The sequence below is a fragment of the Nitrospirillum amazonense genome (assembly GCF_007828045.1).
Classification (GTDB): domain Bacteria; phylum Pseudomonadota; class Alphaproteobacteria; order Azospirillales; family Azospirillaceae; genus Nitrospirillum; species Nitrospirillum amazonense_C.
Genome location: NZ_VITN01000003.1, coordinates 1 through 24,322, shown reverse-complemented (window position 1 = coordinate 24,322; position 24,322 = coordinate 1). Strand labels below are relative to the sequence as shown.

Genomic DNA, 24,322 nt, shown 5'->3' with positions numbered 1-24,322 from the left:
TTCAGGGCTCGGCCTTGCGCGGTTGGCTCAGCTTGGCGTCGTGCAGGATGGGATGGCCCAGCAGGGTGTTCACTTCCTCCACCGCCTCGGGCGTGCCGACATGGAACCAGACGCCGTCGTGGCGCATGCCGTAGAGGCGCCCCGCCTCCTCCGCCTGTTGCCAGAGCCTGAGGTTGGAGAAACGGTTCTCGGTGATGGCGTGGTACAGCTCCGGCTTCACGATGTGCACGCCGGCGAAGACGAAAGGCGCCAGTTCGCCCTCGGCGCGATAGCGCAGGCGGCCGTCGGCTTCCATGTGGTAATCGCCGGGGCCGTCATAGCCGACGGCGGCCACCGTGGGCATCAGCAGCAGCAGCACGTCCATGACCGCCGGGTCCCAGGTGGCGGCCAGCCGTTTCAGCGCCGGGATGGGCCCGTCCAGCCACAGGATGTCGGCGTTGACGACGAAGATGGGATCGGTGCCCAGGTGGGGCAGGGCGTGGCGCACGCCGCCGCCCGTCTCCAGCAAGTCCGCCTCGGGTGACAGGGTGATGGCGGGGCTGGACCGGTCGGCCAGATGGCTTTCGATCATGGCGCCCAGGTGATGGGTGTTCACCACCGCGCGTTCCACCCCGCTTTCGGCAAGCCGGTCCAGGGCGTGGTCCAGCAGGGGGGCGCCACCCACCTCCACCAGCGGCTTGGGCCGCGTCAGGGTCAGCGGGCGCATGCGCAAGCCCAGGCCGGCGGCCAGCACCATGGCGGTATGGGGGACGGAAGCGGCGGGGGCGGGGGTGGCAACGGCGGCGGCAGAAACGGACATCGCGTCAGAAACTCCGGACGATGGTATCGGCATCAAGGTTAGCGGGCAGGTGGCGTTCCACCCAGTGGGCAATCGGCGACAGGGCGGGATGGCGGATGGCGCCGGTGAACTGCCCCCACACCCGGGGCAGGAAGGACAGCTGCGGCGCGCCGGTGGTGGCCTGGATCAGTTGCGCCACCCGGCCCAAGATGCGGGCGTGGCGCACGGCGCCCAGAATGGCGGCGGACGCCCTGAAGGTTCCCTGGTCGACGTCGGGGAAGGCTGCCAGGTAGCGCAGGGTCATGGCCTGGCGCAACTCCTCCGGCACGTCGCGCCGCGCATCCTCCAGCAGCGACACCAAGTCGTAGGCGCGGGGGCCGATGCCGCCATCCTGGAAATCCAGCAGGCCGCAGGCCGCCACGCCGGCGCGACCGGTCAGGCGCATGAGGTTGCCGGGGTGGTAGTCGCGCAGCAGCAGGGTGGGCGGCAGTGACAGGGCGGCGGGCAGCACCCCCTCCCACGCCTCGGCCAGCTCGTCCCAGGCGCCGGCGGGCAGGGCCCGGCCGCGCACCACGGGCGCGAAGGCGTCGGCGAACAGCATGACCTGGTCGCGGAACAGGCCGACGTCATAGCGCGACAGGTCGGGGGCGGAGGCGGGCACGAAGCGCTGGTGCAGGGTGACCAGCACGTCGGTCGCCACCTCGTACAGCGGTTGCCACGGATCTTCGCCGCCGTCCAGCAGGCGGGCGTAGTCGTCGCCGCCGAAATCCTCGATCAGCAGCAGGCCCTGCGGCTCGTCGCCGGCCAGGATGACGGGGGCCGACAGGGCGCAGTCGCGCAGCAGGCCGGCGATCTGGACGAAGGGCGGCACCTGGCTGGCGGCCACCTCGTCACGGCAATCCATCAGGATGGCCGTGGCGCCGCCCCCACCCGCCCCCGGCAGGGTCAGGCGTTCATATCGCCGGGCCGACCAGTCGGCGCCCATGGGTTGGCGCCGGGCGGCACCCCAGCCGGCCTGGTCCAGGAAGCGGCGGATGACGGTCTCACGGGGCGGGGTGTCGCGTCTCATGGCTCGGAAGCTTTCCCAGTCTCGGGGGCCCAATCGGGGGCGTCCAGGCGGCGGGCCCAGGCGCCGTGACCCGTCAGGGTGGCGCGCCGACTGTCGGGCCCGGTGATGGCGAGGTGCAGGTCCAGCCGGTCGGCGGGCAGCAGCGCGCCCAGGCGCGCCGGCCATTCCACCAGCGCCACGCCCTCATGAATAACCTCCTCCCACCCCAGTTCCAGCACCTCATCCGGTTCCGTCAGGCGGTAGAGGTCGAAATGCCACAGGGGGAAGCCGGGCAGGTCGTAGGTCTGCACCAGGGTGAAGGTGGGGCTGGGCACCTCTTCCTCGGCATCGCCCAGGCTGCGGATCAGGTGGCGGGCGAAGGCGGACTTGCCCGCCCCCAGATCGCCGGACAGGGCCACCACGTCGCCGGGGGCCAGCAGGCGGCCCAGCCGCGCCGCGAGATCGGCCGTCGCCTGCTCATTAGCCAGATCCAATGTCAGCGCGTGGGGCATGGGGCTCCTGAGGGTGGGATGGCGGGGGCCGTCGGCGGATACTGCGGCGGCGTAGGTTACCGGAGCAAGCATCCAGGCGGGGCGCCCCCCGCAAACTGGGCAGTTGATTAGCGCATCAATTCGCGTGATGAAAGCAACCCGAACCGCCGACCGGCCGTGCGTACCCCGTTGGACACGCCCTTCGCCGCCGGTCCCTGCGTGCCGTGCCAGGAGTAGACCCGACCCATGTCCAGCCAGCTTGAGACCATCGCCCCCGGCGGCGTTCACCGCACCGACGTCTGCATCATCGGCGCCGGCCCCGTGGGCCTGTTCGCCATTTTCGAATGTGGCATGCTGAAGCTGGACTGCCACGTGGTCGACGCGCTGGACATGGTGGGCGGGCAGTGCACCGCCCTCTATCCCGAAAAGCCCATCTACGACATTCCGGGCTATCCGCAGGTCGAGGCGGCCACCCTGATCGACCGGCTGGCCGAACAGGCGGCCCCCTTCAAGCCCAACTACCATCTGGGCCAACAGGTCACGACCCTGACCCCAGGCCAGGATGGCCGCTGGCTGGTGGGCACGGACAAGGGCACCACCATCGACTGCCGCGCCGTGCTGGTCGCCGCCGGTTGCGGCGCCTTCGGCCCCAACAAGCCGCCGCTGGACGGCCTGGACGCGTATGAGGGCAAGTCGGTGCACTACCTGGTGCGCCGGCGCCAGGATTTCGCGGGCAAGCGCGTGGTCATCGCCGGTGGTGGCGACAGCGCCGTGGACTGGGCCATCTCGCTGTCCGAGGTGGCGGGGCGGGTCATGGTGGTGCACCGCCGGGCCAAGTTCCGCGCGGCACCCGAAAGCGCCGCCCGGCTGGACCAACTGGCCAAGGACGGCGTCATCGACATGGTCGTTCCCTACCAGCTGGCCGGCCTTGAGGGAGAAAACGGCCGGCTGAGCGGCGTGAAGGTCGCGACGCTGGAGGGGGAGGAGAAGACCCTGCCCGCCGACGCCTTGCTGGCCTTCTTCGGCCTGGCCATGGACCTGGGCCCCATCGCCAGCTGGGGCCTGAACGTGGAACACCACCACGTGGCGGTGAACCCGGCCACCATGGCCACCAACGTGCCGGGCGTCTACGCCATCGGCGACATCGCCACCTACCCCGGCAAGGTGAAGCTGATCCTGTGCGGCTTCGCCGAGGCCGCCATGGCCGTGCACGCCATCCACCCCCTGGTCCACCCGGGCGAAGCGCTGCACTTCGAATACTCCACCAGCCGGGGCGTGCCTGGGAGTTAAGGTTGCCTCAAACGCCGGGCGCGGGCATCCGCCCGCTTGGCGGGAGTCAGCGGCTCTCTTCCCGCACGATCAGGCGGTCGATGGCGTCCGACAGCGGGGGCAGGTGCTCCAACACGCTGTTCCACAGCACGCGGGTGGCCACCCGGCGGTCGGGGGGATGCAGCAGCTGGCCCATGGCCGCGATCTGGCGCCAGGGGATGTCCGGCTCCGCCGCCGTCACGTCGGGCGGCAATTGCCGGACGGCGGCCGACACCATCTCCAGCGATCGTTCCACCGCGCGCTGCAGGCCCCAGCTTTCGGCGAACTCCGGATAGGCGGTGCCGGCGGTGATGCCGCTGATCCCATCCAGCATTTCACGCAGGTCGCCCAGGCGCAGGATGACGTTCCGCCGCATCGTCAGAACACGCGCAAGGCGTCGGCCTCGATCCCCGGGCGCAACTGGGGGTGCAGGCCGTCGCGGGTGGTGACTTCGGATTGCCGGCCCAGGATGGCGCGCACCTTGTCCTGAATGTCCGCCAGTTCGATCAGGCTGAAGCGCGGGTTGTCGCTGTCCAGGAACAGGTCCACACCGCCCTCCCGCTCCGGCGCCGCCGGGCCGCCCACCAGGAACAGATGCGCCACGCCGGCCCGGTGCAGCTCGGCCTCATGGGCCCGCAGCTTGCTGACCGCCTGTTCCTGGTTCATGACCGCCCCGCTTCCTCAGCCGTTCTTGAGCGACGCTAACATCTCCCGCCGCAGAATGGCATTGATCCGGGATTGGTAGCCCTTGCCCTGGGATCGCAGCCAGGCCAGTACGTCGGAATCGATCCGTACGGTCGTCGATGTCTTGGTCGGCTTGTAGAAGCGGCCACGCGCGGCGTTCTGCCAGAAATCTTCCGTCGTTTCGGGAATGTCGCTGAAGTCGATCTCACTGTCCGGCCGTTCGGCCAGAGCTCTCAATTGCGCCTTTTGCTCCTCGGTCAGAGGAGGAACGTCGGCCCTACGCATCCTAACGATCTTCGTGCTCATATTGGCGCCTTTCGGTCCGCGTGGCCCTTCGTGCTGAAATGATCCGTATAACCTCGATCGCGTGACCCTGATCGTCCTCTTCCCATAGGGTATGGGCGACCAGCAGCAGCAAATGTCCCGTAACCACACCCAGGGTTTGCCACCGGAGCTCGCCGCCTTCGATACGGTCTTGCCGGGTCAGGACGAACGGGTCATCGAAGGCGAGCACGGCCATTTCAAAGGTGACGCCGTGCTTGCGGTAATTGCTTACCGCTTTCGCCTCATCCCATTCGAAGAGTCTTTCCATACGAAAACGTTACTACAAATCCGTTGGTACGGAAAGGCGGATCATTCCTCTCGCAGCAGCGGAGCCGCCGGTTGGCTGAGCGCCCGCCAGGTGGCCACCAGGCCCAGGGCCAGCGTGATGGCGGTGCTCAGCAGGGCGGTCAGCACCAGGGTCTGGGGCAGGAACACCCACTTCATGCTCATGACCTTGGTCAGCACCGCCCAGGCGGTCAGGGTGCCCAGCGCGCCCGAGATGACGGCCGTCACCAGGCCCAACGCACCGTATTCGATAAGGAAGGTGCGCAGAATGGTGGCGCGCGCGGCCCCCAGCACCTTCAGCACCACGGCGTCATAGACGCGGCGGCGGTGGCCGGCGGCGATGGCGCCGGCTAGCACCAGGGTGCCGGCCACCAGGGTCACGGCCGCCACCACCCGCACCGCCATGCCGATGTTGACGATGATGGTGGACACGGTGGCCAGCGCCTCCTTCACCCGGATGGCGGTGATGTTGGGAAAGGCCTGGATGACGGCGCGCTGGATGGCGGCCTCGGCCTCCGCCGGGGCCCGCACGGTGGCCAGGTGAGTCTGGGGCGCGTGCTCCAGCACGCCGGGGCTCATCACCAGGGTGAAGTTGATGCCCAGGGTGGTGAAGTCCAGGTCGCGCACCACCGCCACCTCCGCCTCGATCTCGCGGCCCAGGACGGACAGGGTCATGCGCGCGCCGGGGCCGATGCCGAAGGCCTGCGCCACATCCTTGGAGATGGCCAGCTTAGGATCGCCGCTGTAGTCCGCCGGCCACCAGGCGCCGGCCACCACCTTGTCGCCGGCGGGGGCGGCGGCCTGGTAGGTCACGCCGCGGTCGCCGTTCACCACCCACTTCTTGTCGGGATCGTGCACCTGCTCCTGCGCCGGCTTGCCCTCCACCCGCACGATGGTGCCGCGCAAGCTGGGCGTGGTTTCCAGATCGTGCGCGCCGGGAACGGCCATGACCGTCTGGCGGAACTGGTCCAGCTGGTCGGGCTGGATGTCGACGAAGAAGAAGCTGGGGGCGTTGGCCGGCAGGGATTCCCCCACCTCGCGGCGAAAATTGCCCTCGATCAGGGCCACGGCCACCAGCACGGTCAGGCCCAGGCCCAGCGACAGCACCACCATGCCCGACAGGTTGCCCGGCCGGTGCAGGTTGGTCAGCGCCAGGCGCAGGGCTGGTCGCCGGGGGCGCGGCAGCAGGCGGGCCAGGCGGGTGATGGCGGTGCCCGCCCCCAGGAACAGCAGCAGGGTGACCGCCGCCCCGATGACGAAGAACGCCGCCAGCTTCTGGTCGATGGAGGTCAGCACGGCCAGGCTGCCCAGGGCCGCCGCCAGCCAGGCCAAGGCCGCCAGCACCAGGGCCGGCGGCCGGCCCCGGCGCCCGGCCGATCCCTCGCGGAACAGCCGCGCCGCCGGCACCCCCTGCGCCTGGCCCAGCGGCCAGAGGGAGAAGACCAGCGCGGTGGTGAGGCCGAACAGCGCGGCCAGCGCCAGGCGGCCGGGATAGACGCCGATCTCCGCCGTGATGGGCAGCAGGCCCGCCAGGGCGTGGCCTGCCGCCAGCGGCAGCACGGCGCCCAGCATCAGGCCGGCGGCGATGCCCAGCCCGGCCAGCGCCAGGATCTGCATCAGGTAGACCTGGAAGATCAGACGGGCGGGCGCGCCCAGGCATTTCAGGGTGGCGATGGAATGGACGCTGGCGTCCATATGGCTGCGGACGGCGTTGCCCACGCCCACCCCGCCCACCAACAGGGCCGTCAGGCCCACCAGGGTCAGGAACTGGGCCAGCCGGTCGATGAAGCGGGTCAGTTGCGGGGCGGCGTTGTGGAAATCGCGCACCCGCCAGCCGGCGTCGGGGAAGGTCTGGTCCACGGTCTTGGCCCAGGCGGCGGCGTCAGCGCCCTCCGGCAGGCGCAACTGGTACGACCAGTTGACCAGGCTGCCCGGTCGGATCAGCCCGGTGGCGGGCAGGGCATCCATGGCGATCATCAGGCGAGGCCCCAGCGCGATGCCGCCTGATCCCGCCTTGTCCGGCTCATGGTCGATGATGCCGCGCACCTCCACCGTCGTATCACCGACGGTCAGCCTGTCGCCGATCTTCAGTGACAGGCGGGTGGCCAGGGTGTCGTCGACGAAGGCGCCGAAGATGCCGCCGCGCGCCGCCAGGCGGGCCTGCACGTCGCTGCCGCCATCCGTCAACGTCAGCCGGCCATAGAGGGGGTAGCGGCCGTCCACCGCCTTCAGCTCCACCAGGCCGCTGGCGCCCAGGTCGGTTTCTCCGCCGGCGGTATCGGCCGCCTTGCGCGCCATGGCCCGCATGTCGGCGGTGACGGCCACGGTGCCCTGGCCCTCCAGCCACTGGCGCTGCTCCGCCGTCGCCTCGCGGTAGAGGACGCGGACGCTGGCGTCGCCACCCAGGATGGCCCGGCCGTCCTGGGTCAGGGACCGCTGGATGCCGCCCGCCACAGACTGCACGGCGGCAATGGCGCCCACGCCCAAGGCCAGGCACAAGAGGAAGATGCGGAAGCCCCGGATGCCGCCGCGCAGTTCGCGTCGCGCCAGCCGGGCCGCCAGCTTGAGTTCGGTGAGGCTGATCATGGCGGCCTCAATCCGCCCCTTTTCGTTCACCAGACGCCGCACGCGCCACGGCGGTATCCTCCACCACCCGGCCATCGGCCAGGCGGATGGTGCGATCGCAGCGGGCGGCCAGGCCGGGGTCGTGGGTCACCAGGATCAGGGTGGTGCCGTGGCGGCGCGCCTGGTCGAACATCAGGCGGATGATCTGCTCCCCCGTCTCCTGGTCCAGGTTGCCGGTGGGCTCATCCGCCAGGATCAGGCGGGGCCGGGGGGCGAAGGCGCGGGCCAGCGCCACGCGCTGCTGCTCGCCGCCCGACAGCTGGCCGGGATAGTGGTCCAGCCGGTGGGACAGGCCCACGGCCGCCAAGCCGTCGCGGGCGCGGTCGAAGGCGTCGGCCTCGCCCGCCAGTTCCATGGGCAGGGCCACGTTTTCCAGCGCCGTCATTGCCGCCATGAGGTGGAAGGATTGGAAAACGATCCCCACATGATCGCGGCGGAAGCGGGCCAGCGCGTCCTCCGACAGACTGTTCAGCGTCTGGGTCGCCACTGTGACCGTGCCGCCGGTGGGCCGTTCCAGCCCGCCGATGACCATCATCAGTGACGATTTCCCCGACCCGCTGGGCCCGACGATGCTGATCCGCTCCCCCGCCTGGATTGAAAGGTCGATGCCTTTCAGGATGTTGACGCGCCCGGCGGCGCTTTCCAATGTCAGGGTCAGGCCGTTCAGTTCCAGGGCGGGCTCCAGGGCGGGCTGGACAGGGGGCATGGGTGCTGGGCTTTCGGGCTGAAGGTCTCCAGCCGATATGGCCCGGGCCCCTTTTATTTCAACAGGAATACCGGCAATGCGACTTTCCTTTCTACTGGCCTCGCTGCTGTTTGCCCCGCTGCTGGCCCTGGGCCTGGTGACGGGCACCGCCCAGGCCCGGCCGCTGAAGGTGGCGGTGCTGGGCGACAGCCTGTCGGCCGGCTACAACCTGCCGCCGGGCCAGGGCCTGACGCGCCAGCTGGAGGCGGCGTTGCGCCAGGACGGCTTCGACGTCACGGTGGGCGACACCGCCGTCTCCGGCCAGACCTCGGCCGGCGGCCTGGCCGGCCTGGACTGGATGCTGGGCGACAAGCCGGACCTGGTGGTGGTGGAACTGGGCGCCAACGACATGCTGCGCGGCATCGATCCTAAATCCACCCGCGCCAATCTGGACAAGATTCTGGCCACCCTGAAGGACCGGCACGTCCCCGCCATCCTGGCCGGCATGAAGGCCCAGCCCAACCTGGGCGCCGACTACGTCGCCGCCTTCGACAAGATCTATCCGGACCTGGCCAAGCAGTATGCGCTGCCCTTCTACCCCTTCATCCTCGACGGCGTGGCGCTGGACCCGAAGCTGACCATCGCCGACCGCATGCACCCCAACGGCGACGGCGTGGCCATCATGGTCCGGGGCCTGAAGCCCCTGGTGGCCAAGGCGCTGACGACGCTGAACGGTAACGCCGCAGCCGGCAAATAACGGTTACACAGGCCCGCGGGCCTGGCGTATGAGAGGCGTCAACCTTTCCCGCTTAGAAGGACCCTGCCCATGGAATACCGCCGTCTCGGCCGCACCGACATCACCGTCAGCGCCATCTGCCTGGGCACCATGACCTGGGGCCGCCAGAATACCGAGGCGGAAGGCCATGCGCAGATGAACTACGCCTTCGACCGGGGCGTCACCTTCTTCGATACGGCGGAGATGTATGCCGTGCCGCCCACCGCCGACACCTACGGCAAAACCGAGGAGATCATCGGCACCTGGTTCCAGGCCACCGGCCGGCGCGCCCAGGTCTTCCTGGCCAGCAAGGTCAGCGGCCCCGGCCCCATGCCCTGGGTGCGCGGCGGCCAGCACCGGCTGGACCGCGCCAACATCCACGCCGCCGTGGACGCCAGCCTGCGGCGCCTGCGCACCGACTACATCGACCTCTACCAGGTGCACTGGCCGCAGCGGCCCCTGGCCCTGTTCGGCCGGGCCACGCCGGACGGGCTGTACAGCGACGGCGGTGTGCCCATCGAGGAGACGCTGGCGGCGCTGGATGAACTGGTGACGGCCGGCAAGGTCCGGCACATCGGCGTGTCGAACGAGACGGCGTGGGGCGTCATGGCCTATCTGCGCGCGGCGGAACGGCAGGGGTTGCCCCGCATCGCCAGCATCCAGAACGTCTACAACCTGCTGTCCCGCGTCTTCGACACCGACCTGGCGGAGGTGGCGGTGCGCGAGCAGGTGGGCCTGCTGGGCTATTCGCCCCTGGCCGGCGGCACCTTGAGCGGCAAATACCTGAACGGCGCCATGCCGGCGGGCTCGCGCCGCGCCATCGACACCCGTGGGTCCCGCTACGGCGCGCCGGTGGTCGACCCCATCGTGGGGCGCTACCTGGACATCGCGCGCCGCCACGGCCTGAACCCGACGCAGATGGCGATATCCTTCGCCCTGGGCCGGCCCTTCATGACCGCCGTCATCATCGGCGCCACCAGCATGGCCAACCTTGAAAGCAACATCGCCGCGGCCGACGTTACGTTGAGCGACGCGGTGATCGACGAGATCGAAGCCGTGCACCGGTCCAACCCGTCCCCCTGTCCTTGAGGGTCGCCCCTGAGGGCCGTGTGGGGGGGGAGCCTTAAGGTAAAGCGTCATGATCCGCCTGTTCGTGGGCCTGGAAATGCCGGAAGCGGTGCGGGACGCCCTGTCCCGCCTCACCGGCGGCCTGCCGGGCGCCCGCTGGGTGCCGCCGGAAAACTATCACCTCACCCTGCGCTTCATTGGCGAGGTGGATGAGGGCGTGGCCCAGGACATCGATGAGGCGCTGGATTTGGTGGTGGCGCCCGCCTTCACCCTGGCGCTGGACGGCCTGGGCCAGTTCGGCAAGGGGGAGAAGTCGCGCGTGCTGTGGGCCGGGGTGCGGGCGGAGCCGGCGCTGGACCACCTGCAGGCCAAGGTGGAGAGCGCGGTGGTGCGGGCCGGGCTGGCGGCCGAGACGCGCAGGTTCAGCCCCCACGTCACCCTCGCCACCCTGGGCCGCGAGACGCCGCCGTCGCGCGTCGGGCGGCTGATGGAGGAGCACGGCCTGTTCCAGGCGGGGCCGTTTCCTGTCGACCGCTTCGTCCTTTATGAAAGCGTGCTGGGCCGGCAGGGCAGCACCTATCATGCGCTGCGGGATTATCCGCTGGGCGGCTGGTGGCCGGCGGACGAGGCGCCCTGACGCGCAAGCCCCCTCGCGCATAATTGCGCATGCGCGGTGGGCGCGGATCCCGTATTCCCTCTAAAATCCTATCGATAGCCGGAGCAGCGCCCCGCCATGATCCCGCCCGCCCGCCGCACCTTCGTCGCCCTGGACACGCCCGAGCCCAAGGCGGCCCGCGCCCTGGCCCAACGGCTGGCCGGTCATGTCGGCGGCGTCAAGCTGGGGCTGGAGTTCTTCTGCGCCGCCGGCCCCGATGGCATCCGCGCCGTGACCGAGGGCCTGGACATGCCGCTGTTCCTGGACCTGAAGCTGCACGACATCCCCAACACGGTGGCGGGCGCCATCCGCTCCGTCATGACCCTGGCGCCGGCCTTCATCACCCTGCACACCCTGGGCGGGGCCGCCATGATGCGGGCGGCGGTGGACGCGGCCGCCGACGCGGCGGCCCAGATGGGCGTGCCCCGGCCCCGGCTGCTGGGCGTCACGGTGCTGACCAGCATGAGCCTGCTGGACCTGGCCTCGGTGGGCGTGGACCGGCCGGTGGCGGACCAGGTGGCCCTGCTGGCGGATCTGGCCCATGTCGCCGGCATGGACGGTGTCGTCTGTTCCCCCAATGAATGCGCCGTGCTGCGCCGGCAGCTGGGGCCCGACTTCACCTTGATGGTGCCGGGCATCCGCCCCCTCTGGGCCTCGGCCAATGATCAGAAGCGCATCATGACCCCGGCCGCCGCCGTGACGGCCGGCGCCACCTACCTGGTCATCGGCCGCCCCATCACCGACGCCCAGGACCCCGTCCAGGCCGCGCAGCGCATCGTCACCGAGCTGGCCGCGTGATTTTTATCAGGCCTGCGACCGCGGGCCCCCGGAGATTTCCGGGGAGCGTGGCGGATTGGAAATCGAGGATAGCCAAGCGGCCGGATGGCCGCGCCGGCGCTTGAGGAGCAGGCAAATGCCCGCCAAAGCGAAGATCTGCGGCATCAATCACCCGGACGCCCTGAAGGCCGCCGTGGAGGGGGGCGCCCGCTACATCGGCCTGGTGTTCTTCGCCAAGTCGCCGCGCAACGTCTCGCTGCCCCTGGCGGCGGAGCTGGCGCGCATGGTGCCCACGGGCGTGCGCACGGTGGGCCTGTTCGTCGACCCCACCGATGAGTTCCTGGACCAGGCCCTGGCCCAGGTGCCGCTGGACCTGATCCAACTGCACGGGGAAGAGACGCCGGAGCGCGTGGCCGCCATCCGCGTCGCCCATCGCCTGCCCGTCATGAAGGCGCTGAAGGTGGAAACGGCCGCCGACCTGGACGCGGCCGCCGCCTATGAACCGGTAGCCGACATCCTGCTGTTCGATGCCAAGCCGCCGGCCAAGTTGCCTAATGGGGGTGCGGTTCTGCCGGGCGGCAACGGCGTCGCCTTCGACTGGACCCTGCTGACCGGCCGCCGGTGGTCCAAGCCCTGGATGCTGTCCGGCGGGCTGGCCCCCGACACGGTGGCCCAGGCCATCCGCATCAGCGGGGCCGATGCGGTGGACGTGTCCTCCGGCGTTGAGGACAGGCCGGGCCACAAGGACCCGGCCCTCATCCGCGCCTTCCTCGACGCCGTGCGCGGCGCCTGAATAAGAAAAAAAGGGAGCCAGGCGCGATGCCTGGCCCCCGGTGTGGTGTCTGGGTGCGACCGGCCTGAAGCCTCAGAACCGGTCCAGTTCCATGGTCTTGCTCCAGGCCGCCACGAAGTCCTTCACGAACTTGTCCTTCGCGTCGTCGCTGGCGTAGACCTCCGCCACCGCGCGCAGCTCCGCGTTCGATCCGAAGATCAGGTCGACGGGGCTGGCGGTCCACTTCAGGGCGCCGCTGGCCCGATCATAGCCCTCATAGACGCCCTGGGTCTTGGTGGACGGCGTCCACTTGGTACCCATGTCCAGCAGGTTCACGAAGAACTCGTTGTTCAGCGTGCCCGGATGGGTGGTCAGCACGCCGGTCTTGGATGCCCCCTCATTGGCGTTCAGGGCGCGCAGGCCGCCCACCAGCACCGCCATCTCCGGCACCGTCAGGGTCAGGGTGTTGGCCTTGTCCACCAGCGCCTCGGCCGGGGACAGGCGGTTGTGGGGACCGTAGTAGTTGCGGAAGCCGTCGGCCGCCGGTTCCAGGTAGGCGAAAGAGGCGACGTCGGTCTGCGCCTGGGTGGCGTCGGTGCGCCCGGGCTTGAACGGCACCTCGACGGTGTAACCCGCCTGCTTGGCCGCCTGCTCGATGCCCACGCCGCCGCCCAGCACGATCAGGTCGGCCAGCGACACCTTCTTGCCGCCCTTTGCGGCGCGGTTGAAGTCGGCCTGGATGCCCTCCAGCTTGGCCAGCACCTTCTTCAGCTCCGCCGGGTCGTTGACGGCCCAGTCCTTCTCCGGCGCCAGGCGGATGCGGGCACCGTTGGCACCGCCGCGCATGTCGGTGCCGCGGAAGCTGGAGGCCGAGGCCCAGGCGGTGCGCACCAGTTCCGGCACCGTCAGGCCCGACGCCTGGATCTTGGCCTTCAACTGAGCCACGTCCTGCGTGTCGATGGGGGCGTAGTCGGCGGCGGGGATGGGGTCCTGCCAGCTGAACACCTCCTTCGGCACCTCGTTGCCCAGGTAGCGGGCGCGCGGACCCATGTCGCGATGGGTCAGCTTGAACCAGGCGCGGGCGAAGGCGGCGGCGAACTCCTCCGGGTTCTTCTGGAAGCGCAGGGCGATGGCGCGGAAGCCCGGGTCCATCTTCAGCGACAGGTCCGTCGTGAACATCATGGGCGGGTGGCGCTTGTTCGGGTCGTGCGCGTCCGGCACCAGTTCATCGGCGCCCTTGTCCTTGGGTTCCCACTGTATGGCGCCCGCCGGGCTCTTGGTCTGCACCCAGTCGAAGCCGAACAGGTTGTCCAGGTACTGGGTGGTGAAGGCGATGGGGTTGGCGGACCAGGCACCCTCCAGGCCGCTGCTGACGGTGTCGGCGCCGTTGCCGGTGCCGCACTTGTTCTCCCAGCCCAGGCCCTGCTTCTCGATGCCGGCGCCGGCCGGGTCGCTGCCCAGGCATTTGGCCTCATGCGCGCCGTGGGCCTTGCCGAAGGTGTGGCCGCCGGCGATCAGGGCCACCGTCTCCTCGTCATCCATGGCCATGCGGCCGAAGGCCTGGCGGATGTCCTTGGCGGCGGCGATGGGGTCGGGGTTGCCGTTGGGCCCCTCCGGATTCACGTAGATCAGCCCCATCTGGGTGGCGGCCAGGGGGCCCTTCAGCTGGTGCTGGCCATCGAAACGCTGGTCGTCCAGCCACTTCTTCTCCGGCCCCCAGAACACCAGGTCGGGTTCCCACTCATCGACCCGGCCGCCGGCGAAGCCCAGGGTCTTGAAGCCCATGTTCTCCAGCGCGACGTTGCCGGCCAGCACCATCAGGTCGCCCCAGGACAGCTTGCGCCCGTACTTCTGCTTGATGGGCCACAGCAGCCGGCGCGCCTTGTCCAGGTTGACGTTGTCCGGCCAGCTGTTCAGCGGCTCGAACCGCTGCTCCCCGCCGCCGGAGCCGCCGCGCCCGTCACCCACGCGGTAGGTGCCGGCGCTGTGCCAGGCCATGCGGATGAAAAAGGGGCCATAGTTGCCGTAGTCCGCCGGCCACCAGGCCTGGGGCGTGGTCAGGACCTTGTCGATGTCCTTCTTCACCGCCTGCAGGTCCAGGCTCTTGAACTCGGCCGCGTAGTCGAACTTGTCGCCATAGGGATTGGACGCGGCCTCGTTCTGGCGTAGCGGGCTGAGGTCCAGCCGATTGGGCCACCAGTCCTGGTTGGACATGGGTTTGTCCTGCTGGGGCCGGTCCATCTGGGGCTTATCCTGGGCGTGGGCGGTGCTGGCCAAAGCCAGCGGCGCAACGGCCACCGACAGCAGAAGGGCGAAGGAAAGGGCGCGCGGGTGCATCGAAGTCTCCCTTGTGGGACAATCAGAACTCGGATGCATCTGCAGCTAACATGCTAAAAAAGGTGGAACAAACTAATTGATTCTATAATCCTTATAGGGAAAATCTATAACAGCAATAAAAATGGAAACGTCGCCAATGAATAAGTGGCATAATTATTAACATAAAGCGGATCGACGGAATTAATAATTTGTGCGGCGGGGCAATGTGGCGGCGCTGGACCTGCCTGCCTAGTGTCGCGCCTCACGAATCGCCTGCGCCAGGCGCTGGTAGGTGGTGCCGAGGGCGGCACCGCTGCGCCAAGCCAGGACGATGCGGCGCTTGGCCTCCGGGTCCGGCAGGGTCCGGGTGGTCACGTGCAGGCCATGCAGCAGGCCGGCCTGCACCGCCATTTCCGGCAGCAACGTGACGCCCAGCCGGTTGTCAACCAGATGCACCAGGGTCTGTAGCGTGGCGGCGGACATGGCCTGGCGCTGGTGGTCGGCGCGGCCGCACAGCGCCAAGGCATGATCGCGCAGGCAGTGCCCGTCCGGCAGCAGCAGCAGGCGTTCCGTCCAGTCAGCCTCTTGCAGCGTGGCATGGCCACCCACCGGGTCCTCCATATGGAAGGCCAGCATCAGCGGGTCATCGAAGAGGAAATCGTAGTCCAGCGCCGTGCAGGGATAGGGCAGGGCCAGAATGGCGCAGTCCAGTTCCCCATGGCTGAGCGCCGCGCACAGGTTGGCGCTAAACTCTTCCCGCACATGCAGTTCCAGCAGGGGATAGCTGCTGGCGAACTTGGGCAGCAGGCGGGGCAGCAGATAGGGGCCCACCGTGGGGATGATGCCCAGCCGCAGCATGCCGGCCAGCGGCCCCTCGCCATGCCCGATATTGCCCAGGTCCTGCGCCACGCGCAGCAGCTCACGCGCCTTTTCCACCACCTGCTCGCCCACGGCGGTGAAAGCCACCATGCGCCGCGTGCGTTCCACGAGGTGCAGGCGCAGCAAGGACTCCAACTCCTGGATGCCGGAGGACAGGGCGGCCTGGGTGACGTTGCACGCCGCGGCCGCCCGGCTGAAATTCCGGTGCTCATGCAGGTGCACGAGATAACGGAGTTGCTTGAGGCTGGGCAGGGTCATTGGTGGCGTCTTCAAAGGGACGGTGACCGCGCCATCTTAGCCCCAAAGCATCATAATTGGAATTATTCTAATTAAAAAAACTGGTCGAAGCGTGTGGTATCGGAATGAAGGCAGCTCCACATAAAATGCGTACAACGCGCCCCCGTCTACATACGGGAGGGCTGCCGGACCTTTCCGGGGAGCGGACTGGAAAGCGAGGATAAGCCGAACGACCGGACGGCCGCGCCCGGCGCCCGAGGAAATTCAGAGAAGCACGTCCAGGAACATGCCCCGGCGATAGCGCGCGGGCAGGGTCAGGATGCCATTGACCATCAGGCTGGCCAGCTCACGGGCCGAGGGCCAGCGGTTGCCCGGCTTGGCCTTCTGCACGGCGCGCGTCGGCGCCGGCGGCGGCACCAGGATGGAGTGCCGGTCCGAACCGTCGGGGATCAGCCCGCCGAGGCGGGAGGTAGTGGGGCGGGTCTCGACCATGGCACAATCATATAGCCGGCGAGGGCTTGGGGCCAAGGGGCCTTATGGGCAGCCCTCCCAACCTCATAAATAATCCTGCACGATATCGACGCTGGTCTCCACGCCCACCTTGTCGAAATTGGCGGCTAGCCAGCAGTCGGCCGTCTCCCGCCCCTTGGTGAACAGGTACTGCAGGAATTCCGGCTCGGCGTTCAGCTTGCTGCTGGCGTGCATGTCGGCCAGGGCCTCGTCATTCTCGATGACGTGCATGCGCAGGGCCTTGTACTGGTCCGATGTCAGGTCGCCGGAGTCGATGAGGCGGGAAACGAAACGGATGGACCGCATCTCGCGCATCAGCGAGGCGTTGAAGGTGATCTCGTTCACCCGGTCGGCAATCTCGAACGGCGTCTTGGGCACGCCCTTGCGCACCAGCGGGTTGATCTGCACGACGATGATATCGTGGCTTTCGTTCTCATACGCGATGGGCCACAGCGATGGATTGCCCATGAAGCCGCCGTCCCAGTAATACTCCCCCTTGATCTCCACCGCCTGGAACATCTGGGGCAGGCAGGCCGAGGCCAGCACGGCGTCCACGGTGATGTCGCGGTTGCGGAAGATCTTGACCTTGCCCGTCTCCACATTGGTGGCGGACAGGTAGAGGTCGATGCCGGCGGCGAAGCGCACCTGGTCGAAATCGATCAGGTCCTCCAGGATGCGGCGCAGCGGGTTGATGCCCAGCGGATTGCTCTGGTAGGGCGAGACCAGCATGTTCATGATGTTGAACCAGGCGTAGCCCGGACTGTCGTCCACCCGCCAACTGCCGCGCAGGCGTGACAGCAGGCTGCGCTGCAGCGGCGATCCGCGCCCGGCTTCACCCACCTTGGTCCAGAAGGTGCGCAGCGCCTTGCGGGCGCCCTCGCGGCCGTCCTTGCCATAGCCGTCGGCCATGACCACGGCGTTCATGGCGCCGGCGCTGGTGCCGGAGATGGCCTCCACCTCCAGCCGGCCATCCTCCAGCAGGCGGTCCAGCACCCCCCAGGTGAAGGCGCCGTGCGACCCGCCCCCCTGCAGGCCCAGGTTGACCCGCTTATGCGGCTGGCCGTCGCGCTTGGGGCGGGCGGCGGCATCGGTGGGGCCGGGCGGGGTCTGGGGAGGCGTGCTGTCGGGCATCGGGGGACCTTGTCGCTGGGTTGATCCATGATGCGGCGCAACCGAACGGCGGCCGGAACGCGGGTGGCGCCCCTGGATGGCGCGCCTTGGCGCCCCCGGGGCGTCAAAGATATGGGGCCGCACCCCGCCGGTCCAAGGGCGGCATTTCGCGCCACACCCGGCCGTTCGCGCGGGTGGGCGACCCGACATCGGCACTCTATCGCGGTGCGGCGCCGCGCGTCGTTACAAATTTCCCCACCGAATGTTGCGCCGCCAAACCAAAATGCCGCCCCGGCTTTGCGCCCACCGGCCGCTTCTGCTAAAACCGGCGACGCGAATTCGCCTTCGGGGGTTGGCGAAGGGCCGCGACGGCCGGGATCGCCGCAGGATCGGGGCAGCGGAGTCGGAAGGAAGGCGGGGACGATGGTAAGGGCAGGCGGGTCCGGGGGGACCACGCATACGCGTCATGCCATTGACAGGGGGGGCCATCGGTCGCACCTTCCCTCGACCATGATCCGCGTCCATGCCACTTGCGTCAGTGTTGGCGGTGCCGGCGTCCTCCTGCGGGGGCCGTCGGGGTCGGGCAAATCCGATTTGGCCCTGCGCCTGGTGGATGCGGGCGCCCTGCTGGTGGCTGACGACCAGGTGGTGCTGGCTGCCGACCCCACGCAAACCCTGCTGACCGCCACCGCGCCCGAGCGTCTGGCCGGCCTGATCGAGGTGCGTGGCCTGGGCATCCTGCCCGCCCCCGCCATCCCATCGGCCTTCGTGCGCCTGGTGGTCGATCTGGCCGATCGCGACGCCGTTCCCCGCCTGCCCGATCCCGCTGCCGTGACCTTGGCCGGCGTGGCCGTGCCCCGCGTGGCGCTGTGGCCCTTCGCGGCATCCGCCCCCGCCGCCCTGCGCCTGGCCCTGGCGGCTGTGGCCGCCGGCCTGCCCCTGGTGCCGGCTGCATTCGATGAGGCGGCGGCCGATGAGGTGGCGGCATGAGTGACCGTCCCGTGTCCACCTCCCCCCTGCCGCCCGTGGTGGTGGTTACCGGCCTGTCCGGCGCCGGTCTTTCCACCGCGCTGAAGGCGCTGGAGGACCTGGGCTATGAGGCGGTGGACAACCTGCGCCTGTCGCTGCTGACCCACCTGGTGGAACAGGCCAGCGACCGGCCGCTGGCCATCGGCATCGACAGCCGCACCCGCGATTTCTCCGCCGACGCCGTGGGCGCGGAACTGGAACGGTTGCGCAAGGCCACGGGCCGAACCGTCAACCTGCTGTTCATGGAGGCGTCGGACGAGGCGCTGCAGCGGCGCTACACCGAAACCCGCCGGCCCCATCCCCTGGCCACCGACCGGCCCGTGCCCGACGGCATCGCCCGGGAACGCGGCCTGCTGTGGTCCTTGCGTGACAATGCCGACGTGGTGGTCGACACGACCCAGCTTTCCATCCACGATGTCCGCCGTTTGCTGGGCGGGCATTTCCGGTTGGACACGGCGCCGTCGTTGCATGTCTTCGTGACCAGCTTCTCGTTCCGCCACGGCGTCCCGCGTGAGGCCGACCTGGTGTTCGACGTCCGTTTCCTCGACAATCCCCACTGGATTCCCGATCTCCGGCCCCTGACCGGCAACGATCCGCCCGTGGGCGCCTTCATCGAGAAGGATGGCGACTTCCCCGCCTTCTTCGACAACCTCACCCGCTTGCTGGCCCCCCTGCTGCCCCGCTACATGAACGAGGGCAAGCGCTACCTCACCATCGCCGTGGGGTGCACCGGGGGTCGCCATCGTTCCGTCTTTGTCGCCAACCGGCTGGCGGCATGGTTGCAAACCCAGGGCTCCCGGGTGGGCGTCGCCCACCGAGAATTGGACCGGTCCGGCGTGTCCCCGGAGCCCGCGCATGTCGTCAATAGGGAGACCCGATGATCGGTATGGTCCTCGTGACCCACGGCCGTCTGGCCGAGGAGTTCATACTGGCCCTCCAACACGTGGTGGGGGAACAGCCACAGGTGCGCGCGGTCTGCATCGGGCCGGAAGATGACATGGAGCAGCGGCGGGAGGACATCCTGGCCAAGGTCGCGGAGTGCGACACCGGTGACGGTGTGGTGGTCCTGACCGACATGTTCGGCGGCACGCCATCCAACCTGGCCATCAGCACCATGGACCGCGCCAAGGTCGAGGTCATCGCCGGCGTGAACCTGCCCCTGCTGATCAAGCTGGCCTCGGTGCGCAAGACCGAGTCGCTGGAAAGCGCGGTCCAGGCCGCGCGCGAAGCGGGCCGCAAGTACATCAACGTCGCCTCCTCCCTGCTGGCGGATAACTGAGCCATGACGGGCGGGGGGGAAGGAAACGCGGGCGACTTCGGCCCGTCGCGCACGGCGCTGATCCAGAACCGGCGCGGCCTGCACGCCCGGGCGGCGGCCAAGTTCGTGAAGCTGGCGGCGGAGTTCGATGCCGAGGTGGAGGTGGAGCGGGGCGACACCCAGGTCAACGGCCAGTCCATCATGGGCCTGATGATGCTGGCGGCCGCCATCGGCACCTCCATCACGTTGCGGGCGCGGGGGCCGCAGGGGGAACAGGCGCTGGATGCCCTGGTCGCCCTGGTCGACCGCAAGTTCGATGAGGACTGAACGGCAAATGGCCGATCGCGCATCTGGCCGGGGCCGCACGACGAAGGCGGCGGCCGATCGTCTGCTGCGGGGCGTGGGGGTTTCCTCCGGTATCGCCATCGGGCCGGCGCATGTGGTGGACGCCAGCGCCCTGCTCGCGCCGGAATACGCCATTCCCGAGGCTGAGCTGGAGGCGGAGGTCCAGCGTTTCGCCACCGCCGCCGACAAGGCGCGCCGCCAGGTGCGCAAGCTGAAGACCAAGGCCTCCGGCCTGCCGGACAGCGCCGCGGAGGAGATCGGCTTCCTGCTGGACGCCCATTTCGCCATGCTGTCGGGCTCCCGCCTCATGCGCGGCGTGGAAAAGCGCATCCGGCAGGACAAGGTGAACGCCGAGGCCGCGGTCCAGGCGGAAATCACCAGCATCGCGCAGAGCTTCGCCGATATGGAGGACGCCTACCTGGCGGCCCGCGTCGCCGATGTGCGCGAGGTGGGCCAGCGGCTGCTGCGCAACCTGATGCAGCACAAGTACCAGGCCTTCTCCTTCCTGCCGGAGGGCTGCATCGTCCTGGCGGAGGATTTGAGCCCCGCCGACACCGCGCTCATGGATCCGCGCCGCATCGCCGGCTTCGCCACCATGCTGGGCGGGCCGGAGGGCCACACCGCCATCATGGCGCGCTCCCTCAGCCTGCCGGCCGTGCTGGGCACCCTGGGCCTGCTGCAGGGCGTGCAGAACGGCGACACGGTGGTGGTGGACGGCATCGCCGGCCAGGTTTGCGTCAACCCCAGCCCGGACGTGCTGGACGGGTACCGCCGCCGCCGGGCCGAGCTGCTGGCCGAACGGGCGCAACTGAAAAGCCTGCGCAAGCTACCGGCCATCACCCGCGACGGCACCGCCGTCACCCTGAACGCCAACCTGGAACTGCCGCGCGAGCTGGACGGCGCCATCGAGGTGGGGGCGTCGGGCGTGGGCCTGCTGCGCACCGAGTTCCTGTTCATGAACCGCGAGGATCTGCCGGACGAGGATGAGCAGACGGAGATCCTGACCCGCATCGTCACCAGCATGGACGGCAAGCCGGTGACGGCGCGCACCCTGGACATCGGCGGGGAGAAGATCGCCACCGCCCTGCGGGGGTATTTCAGCGAGCCCACCAACCCCGCCCTGGGCTTGCGCGCCATCCGCCTGTCGCTGAAGGAACCCAAACTGCTGGAAACCCAGCTGGCCGCCATGTTGCGCGCCGGGGCGCACGGCAACCTCCGCATCCTGCTGCCCATGATCAGTTCGGTGGCGGAGGTGCGGCGCGTGCGTGAGATCATGGCCACGGTGGTGCGCCGCCTGCGCCGCCGGGGGGTGAAGATCGCCCACCCCCTGCCCAAGCTGGGCATCATGATCGAGATACCGGGGGCGGCGCTGTCGGCCGACGGCCTGGCGCCTTTCTGCGACTTCTTCGCCATCGGCACCAACGACCTGATCCAGTACACCCTGGCCATCGACCGGGGTGACGAGCAGGTGGCCGACCTGTACGACCCGCTGCACCCGGCCGTGCTGCGCCTGGTGCAGTTCACCACCGAGGCGGCGCTGCGCGCCCGCATCCCCGTGTCCATCTGCGGCGAGATGGCGGGCGACCCGCGCTATACCGCCCTGCTGCTGGGCCTGGGCATCCGCGAGCTATCCATGGCGCCCAACAACCTGCCCCTGGTGAAGCGCCGCCTGCGCGGGCTGGACCTGATCGAGGCCACCCGCCGCGCCCGCACCATCATGGACCAGACCGACCGGGGCCGCATCGCCGCCCTGCTGGACGATTTCAACGACGCGGCGGCTTGACGGCGGCCCGCCGTCAAGCCGCCTAGGCCACGACTGTGGCCGCCGCAGCATTCCGGGGAACGCAGTGGACTGGAATGCGAGGAAGCCAAGCCGGCGGACGCCGGCGCCCGGCGCCTGAGGGTGAAGCGAACAGCTTGACGGGATTCCGGTGTTTCAGCACCCTCGGGCGCGCCAGCACTGCTGGCATTGCCTGGGAGGAACCCGATGCCCACCGCCCTGACCGTCCGTGGCCTGGATGAGGACCTGGTGCGCCGCCTGAAGCTGCGCGCCGCCCGTCACGGCCGTTCCATGGAAGCCGAGTGCCGCGACATCCTGCGCCAAGCGCTGGCCAACGAGCCGCAGGACTTCCGCGCCCTCGCCTCTTCCCTGCGCCAGTCCCTGGCCGACCGCGCCCACCGCCCGGCCGGCGACGTCATGGCCGCGACGCGGGCCGAGACCTGGGCGGCCCTGCCGGAGGCCATTCCGGCGGGCGGCGTTCCCGGGCCGGGAGACGAGCCATGACCCTGCAATTCGTCATCGACGCCTCGGTCGCCCTGCAATGGGTGGTGCCGGAGGCGACCAGCCCGGTGGCCGACCGCCTGCTGGGCCACCGCCTGCTGGCGCCCGACGTACTCATGGGCGACCTGGCCCAGGTCCTGGGCGCCAAGGTGGCCCTGGGCGACCTGACGGCGGTGGAGGCCGCCACCGCCGCCATGGCCCTGCAGGGGGCGGAGGTGGAGCTGATGCCCTCCCGCCCCCTGCTGGCCGATGCCGTGCGCTTGGCGGCGCAGCTGTCCCACCCGGCCCAGGACTGCCTGTACCTGGCCCTGGCCCAGGGCCTGCAGCTGGTCTACGTCACCGCCAACCCGGCCCTGGTGCGCGCCGTGCGCGGCCCCCTGGGCGGCCGCCTGGCGGGGCGCGTGGTGCTGGTGCACGAGGTTGAACGGTTCCTGCGGTGACGGCGGCGCCCGGTATCCCTGGGGCGCACCAAACAAATGCACACATAAAGATGTCTTTATGCTTGCTGGTGAGGCGGTGCGCTGGTACACCCTGGCGCAGTCATCCCGCCCGGGCCGTCCAGGCTCGCCTTGTGCGCCGGCGGGGCACCAAAGGAGCATCGCCCCCATGACCGCCTTCACCGATTACAAAGTCCAGGACATCGGCCTCGCCGGCTGGGGTCGCAAGGAAATCACCATCGCCGAGACCGAGATGCCGGGCCTGATGGCCCTGCGCGCGGAATACGCGGGCAAGAAGCCGCTGGAAGGCGCCCGCATCGTCGGCTGCCTGCACATGACCATCCAGACCGCCGTGCTGATCGAGACGCTGGTGGACCTGGGCGCTACCGTGCGCTGGTCCTCCTGCAACATCTTCTCGACCCAGGATCACGCCGCCGCCGCCATCGCCGCCGCCAACATCCCGGTCTTCGCCTGGAAGGGCGAGACGGAGGAGGAGTTCTGGTGGTGCATCGAGCAGACGCTGCGCGGGCCCGCCGAAGGTCCCAATGCGGGCTGGACCCCCAACATGATCCTGGACGACGGCGGCGACGTCACCCAGATCCTGCACGACAAGTATCCCGAGATGCTGGCCCACATCCGCGGCCTGTCGGAAGAGACCACCACGGGCGTGCATCGCCTGTATGAGATGATGAAGAAGGGCACGCTGAAGGTTCCGGCCATCAACGTGAACGACAGCGTCACCAAGTCCAAGTTCGACAACCTGTACGGCTGCCGCGAAAGCCTGGTGGACGGCATCAAGCGCGCCACCGACGTCATGATGGCCGGCAAGGTGGCCGTGGTCTGCGGCTACGGCGACGTGGGCAAGGGGTCCGCCGCCTCGCTGCGCAGCCAGGGCGCCCGCGTCATGGTGACCGAGATCGACCCCATCAACGCCCTGCAGGCCGCCATGGAAGGCTATCAGGTCGTCACGATGGAACAGGCCGCCCCCCTGGGCGACATCTTCGTCACCGCCACCGGCAACGTCGACGTCATCACGCTGGACCACATGCGTGAGATGAAGGACCGGGCCATCGTCTGCAACATCGGCCACTTCGACAGCGAAATCCAGATCGACGCCCTGCGCAACTACGTGTGGGAAGAGGTGAAGCCGCAGGTGGACGAGGTGTTGTTCCCCGACGGCAAGCGCCTGATCGTCCTGGCCAAGGGCCGCCTGGTGAACCTGGGCTGCGCCACCGGCCACCCCAGCTTCGTCATGTCCGCCAGCTTCACCAACCAGGTGCTGGCCCAGATCGAGCTGTGGAACAACGCCGACAAGTACGAGAACAAGGTCTATGTGCTGCCCAAGCACCTGGACGAGAAGGTGGCCCGCCTGCACCTGGCCAAGATCGGCGCCACCCTCACCACCCTGACCGACAAGCAGGCGGAGTACATCGCCGTCAGCCCGCAGGGCCCGTTCAAGCCGGACCACTATCGTTACTAAGAGTGGCCCTGCGCCTCAGGGCGCAGAGGTTCCAGGAAAGGCCGGGCCCCAGCGCCCGGCCTTTTTCATTGGTGCGCCAGGCATGGCGCGAGGTGCGTAAGCACCGAGAGCCGGGTTGGTAACCGGCTTGTGACTTGGAGGTGGAAGTCCTCTACGGACCCTGGT

General features: G+C 69.1%; 27 protein-coding genes. 14 read left to right on the top strand and 13 right to left on the bottom strand.

The features are described from left to right. Window position 1: 1 nt before the first annotated feature. Genes FBZ89_RS05405 through tsaE form a run of 3 tightly spaced genes read right to left on the bottom strand, consistent with a single transcriptional unit; the run spans window position 2 to window position 2,338 of the window. The gene (locus tag FBZ89_RS05405) at window positions 2–799 is read right to left on the bottom strand and encodes a nucleotidyltransferase family protein (RefSeq protein WP_145749028.1); all 798 of its coding nucleotides are present in this window, start codon (window positions 797–799) and stop codon (window positions 2–4) included. A gap of 4 nt (window positions 800–803) precedes the next feature. Then, a complete protein-coding gene (locus FBZ89_RS05400) occupies window positions 804–1,847 on the bottom strand; it encodes an aminoglycoside phosphotransferase family protein (RefSeq protein WP_145749027.1) in 1,044 nt (347 codons plus the stop codon). Then, the gene (gene tsaE / locus FBZ89_RS05395) at window positions 1,844–2,338 is read right to left on the bottom strand and encodes a tRNA (adenosine(37)-N6)-threonylcarbamoyltransferase complex ATPase subunit type 1 TsaE (protein ID WP_145749026.1); all 495 of its coding nucleotides are present in this window, start codon (window positions 2,336–2,338) and stop codon (window positions 1,844–1,846) included. The genes FBZ89_RS05400 and tsaE overlap by 4 nt, the downstream gene beginning before the upstream one ends. A 225-nt stretch (window positions 2,339–2,563) precedes the next feature. On the opposite strand from tsaE, the gene FBZ89_RS05390 reads away from it, so the two are divergent. Further along, on the top strand, window positions 2,564–3,607 hold the full coding sequence (locus FBZ89_RS05390; protein WP_145749025.1) for an NAD(P)/FAD-dependent oxidoreductase: 1,044 nt from the start codon (window positions 2,564–2,566) through the stop codon (window positions 3,605–3,607). Window positions 3,608–3,653: 46 nt separating this feature from the next. On the opposite strand, the gene FBZ89_RS05385 is transcribed toward FBZ89_RS05390, so the two are convergent. Genes FBZ89_RS05385 through FBZ89_RS05360 form a run of 6 tightly spaced genes read right to left on the bottom strand, consistent with a single transcriptional unit; the run spans window position 3,654 to window position 8,249 of the window. Then, complete coding sequence (locus FBZ89_RS05385; RefSeq protein WP_145749024.1) at window positions 3,654–4,001, bottom strand: HepT-like ribonuclease domain-containing protein; 348 nt, start codon at window positions 3,999–4,001, stop codon at window positions 3,654–3,656. Window positions 4,002–4,003: 2 nt separating this feature from the next. Next, a complete protein-coding gene (locus FBZ89_RS05380; RefSeq protein ID WP_040850312.1) occupies window positions 4,004–4,291 on the bottom strand; it encodes a nucleotidyltransferase family protein in 288 nt (95 codons plus the stop codon). Between the two features lie 15 nt (window positions 4,292–4,306). Beyond that, complete coding sequence (locus FBZ89_RS05375; RefSeq protein WP_145749023.1) at window positions 4,307–4,615, bottom strand: BrnA antitoxin family protein; 309 nt, start codon at window positions 4,613–4,615, stop codon at window positions 4,307–4,309. Continuing rightward, window positions 4,596–4,901: a BrnT family toxin gene (locus FBZ89_RS05370; protein ID WP_145749022.1), complete on the bottom strand. Its 306-nt coding sequence runs from the start codon at window positions 4,899–4,901 to the stop codon at window positions 4,596–4,598. Before FBZ89_RS05370 ends, FBZ89_RS05375 begins: the two co-directional genes overlap by 20 nt. A 41-nt stretch (window positions 4,902–4,942) precedes the next feature. Continuing rightward, window positions 4,943–7,504, bottom strand: coding sequence for an ABC transporter permease (locus tag FBZ89_RS31865; RefSeq protein WP_145749021.1), 2,562 nt, complete (start codon window positions 7,502–7,504; stop codon window positions 4,943–4,945). A gap of 7 nt (window positions 7,505–7,511) precedes the next feature. Next, window positions 7,512–8,249, bottom strand: a complete 738-nt coding sequence (locus FBZ89_RS05360; protein WP_145749020.1) for an ABC transporter ATP-binding protein — start codon at window positions 8,247–8,249, stop codon at window positions 7,512–7,514. Between the two features lie 76 nt (window positions 8,250–8,325). Between FBZ89_RS05360 and FBZ89_RS05355 the strand changes: the two genes are divergently transcribed. The 5 genes from FBZ89_RS05355 to FBZ89_RS05335 all read left to right on the top strand — a co-directional run bounded on the left by FBZ89_RS05355 (window position 8,326) and on the right by FBZ89_RS05335 (window position 12,296). Then, entirely contained in the window at window positions 8,326–8,985 is a 660-nt protein-coding gene (locus FBZ89_RS05355; protein WP_145749019.1) for an arylesterase, read from the top strand. A gap of 69 nt (window positions 8,986–9,054) precedes the next feature. After that, window positions 9,055–10,092 carry an aldo/keto reductase gene (locus FBZ89_RS05350; protein ID WP_145749018.1) on the top strand — a complete coding sequence of 346 codons (1,038 nt, stop codon included), beginning with the start codon at window positions 9,055–9,057 and terminating at the stop codon, window positions 10,090–10,092. A gap of 49 nt (window positions 10,093–10,141) precedes the next feature. Continuing rightward, on the top strand, window positions 10,142–10,708 hold the full coding sequence (thpR, locus tag FBZ89_RS05345; RefSeq protein ID WP_145749017.1) for an RNA 2',3'-cyclic phosphodiesterase: 567 nt from the start codon (window positions 10,142–10,144) through the stop codon (window positions 10,706–10,708). 96 nt (window positions 10,709–10,804) lie between these two features. Next, window positions 10,805–11,524, top strand: a complete 720-nt coding sequence (gene pyrF, locus FBZ89_RS05340) for an orotidine-5'-phosphate decarboxylase (protein WP_145749016.1) — start codon at window positions 10,805–10,807, stop codon at window positions 11,522–11,524. A gap of 115 nt (window positions 11,525–11,639) precedes the next feature. Beyond that, on the top strand, window positions 11,640–12,296 hold the full coding sequence (locus tag FBZ89_RS05335; RefSeq protein ID WP_145749015.1) for a phosphoribosylanthranilate isomerase: 657 nt from the start codon (window positions 11,640–11,642) through the stop codon (window positions 12,294–12,296). A 72-nt stretch (window positions 12,297–12,368) separates the two neighbouring features. On the opposite strand, the gene katG is transcribed toward FBZ89_RS05335, so the two are convergent. From katG to FBZ89_RS05315, 4 genes are all read right to left on the bottom strand, one after another. Then, complete coding sequence (gene katG, locus FBZ89_RS05330; RefSeq protein ID WP_145749014.1) at window positions 12,369–14,612, bottom strand: catalase/peroxidase HPI; 2,244 nt, start codon at window positions 14,610–14,612, stop codon at window positions 12,369–12,371. Between the two features lie 228 nt (window positions 14,613–14,840). Next, the gene (locus FBZ89_RS05325) at window positions 14,841–15,728 is read right to left on the bottom strand and encodes a hydrogen peroxide-inducible genes activator (RefSeq protein ID WP_145749013.1); all 888 of its coding nucleotides are present in this window, start codon (window positions 15,726–15,728) and stop codon (window positions 14,841–14,843) included. Window positions 15,729–15,971: 243 nt separating this feature from the next. Further along, the gene (locus FBZ89_RS05320) at window positions 15,972–16,199 is read right to left on the bottom strand and encodes a hypothetical protein (protein WP_004274531.1); all 228 of its coding nucleotides are present in this window, start codon (window positions 16,197–16,199) and stop codon (window positions 15,972–15,974) included. Between the two features lie 63 nt (window positions 16,200–16,262). After that, window positions 16,263–17,348, bottom strand: a complete 1,086-nt coding sequence (locus FBZ89_RS05315; protein ID WP_145749012.1) for a patatin-like phospholipase family protein — start codon at window positions 17,346–17,348, stop codon at window positions 16,263–16,265. Between the two features lie 489 nt (window positions 17,349–17,837). On the opposite strand from FBZ89_RS05315, the gene FBZ89_RS05310 reads away from it, so the two are divergent. The 8 genes from FBZ89_RS05310 to ahcY all read left to right on the top strand — a co-directional run bounded on the left by FBZ89_RS05310 (window position 17,838) and on the right by ahcY (window position 24,157). After that, entirely contained in the window at window positions 17,838–18,317 is a 480-nt protein-coding gene (locus FBZ89_RS05310; protein WP_145749011.1) for an HPr kinase/phosphorylase, read from the top strand. After that, window positions 18,314–19,237 (top strand): RNase adapter RapZ, encoded by a 924-nt coding sequence (gene rapZ / locus FBZ89_RS05305; protein WP_145749010.1) that lies wholly within the window; start codon window positions 18,314–18,316, stop codon window positions 19,235–19,237. Before FBZ89_RS05310 ends, rapZ begins: the two co-directional genes overlap by 4 nt. Further along, the gene (locus FBZ89_RS05300) at window positions 19,234–19,635 is read left to right on the top strand and encodes a PTS sugar transporter subunit IIA (RefSeq protein ID WP_040843498.1); all 402 of its coding nucleotides are present in this window, start codon (window positions 19,234–19,236) and stop codon (window positions 19,633–19,635) included. Before rapZ ends, FBZ89_RS05300 begins: the two co-directional genes overlap by 4 nt. Window positions 19,636–19,638: 3 nt before the next feature. Further along, on the top strand, window positions 19,639–19,941 hold the full coding sequence (locus tag FBZ89_RS05295; protein WP_145749009.1) for an HPr family phosphocarrier protein: 303 nt from the start codon (window positions 19,639–19,641) through the stop codon (window positions 19,939–19,941). A gap of 7 nt (window positions 19,942–19,948) precedes the next feature. After that, complete coding sequence (gene ptsP / locus FBZ89_RS05290) at window positions 19,949–21,742, top strand: phosphoenolpyruvate--protein phosphotransferase (protein ID WP_145749008.1); 1,794 nt, start codon at window positions 19,949–19,951, stop codon at window positions 21,740–21,742. 204 nt (window positions 21,743–21,946) lie between these two features. Continuing rightward, entirely contained in the window at window positions 21,947–22,243 is a 297-nt protein-coding gene (locus FBZ89_RS05285; RefSeq protein WP_145749007.1) for a FitA-like ribbon-helix-helix domain-containing protein, read from the top strand. Then, window positions 22,240–22,680 carry a type II toxin-antitoxin system VapC family toxin gene (locus tag FBZ89_RS30700; protein ID WP_186457215.1) on the top strand — a complete coding sequence of 147 codons (441 nt, stop codon included), beginning with the start codon at window positions 22,240–22,242 and terminating at the stop codon, window positions 22,678–22,680. The genes FBZ89_RS05285 and FBZ89_RS30700 overlap by 4 nt, the downstream gene beginning before the upstream one ends. A 166-nt stretch (window positions 22,681–22,846) precedes the next feature. Continuing rightward, window positions 22,847–24,157 (top strand): adenosylhomocysteinase, encoded by a 1,311-nt coding sequence (ahcY, locus tag FBZ89_RS05275; RefSeq protein ID WP_145749006.1) that lies wholly within the window; start codon window positions 22,847–22,849, stop codon window positions 24,155–24,157. Window positions 24,158–24,322: the final 165 nt, after the last annotated feature.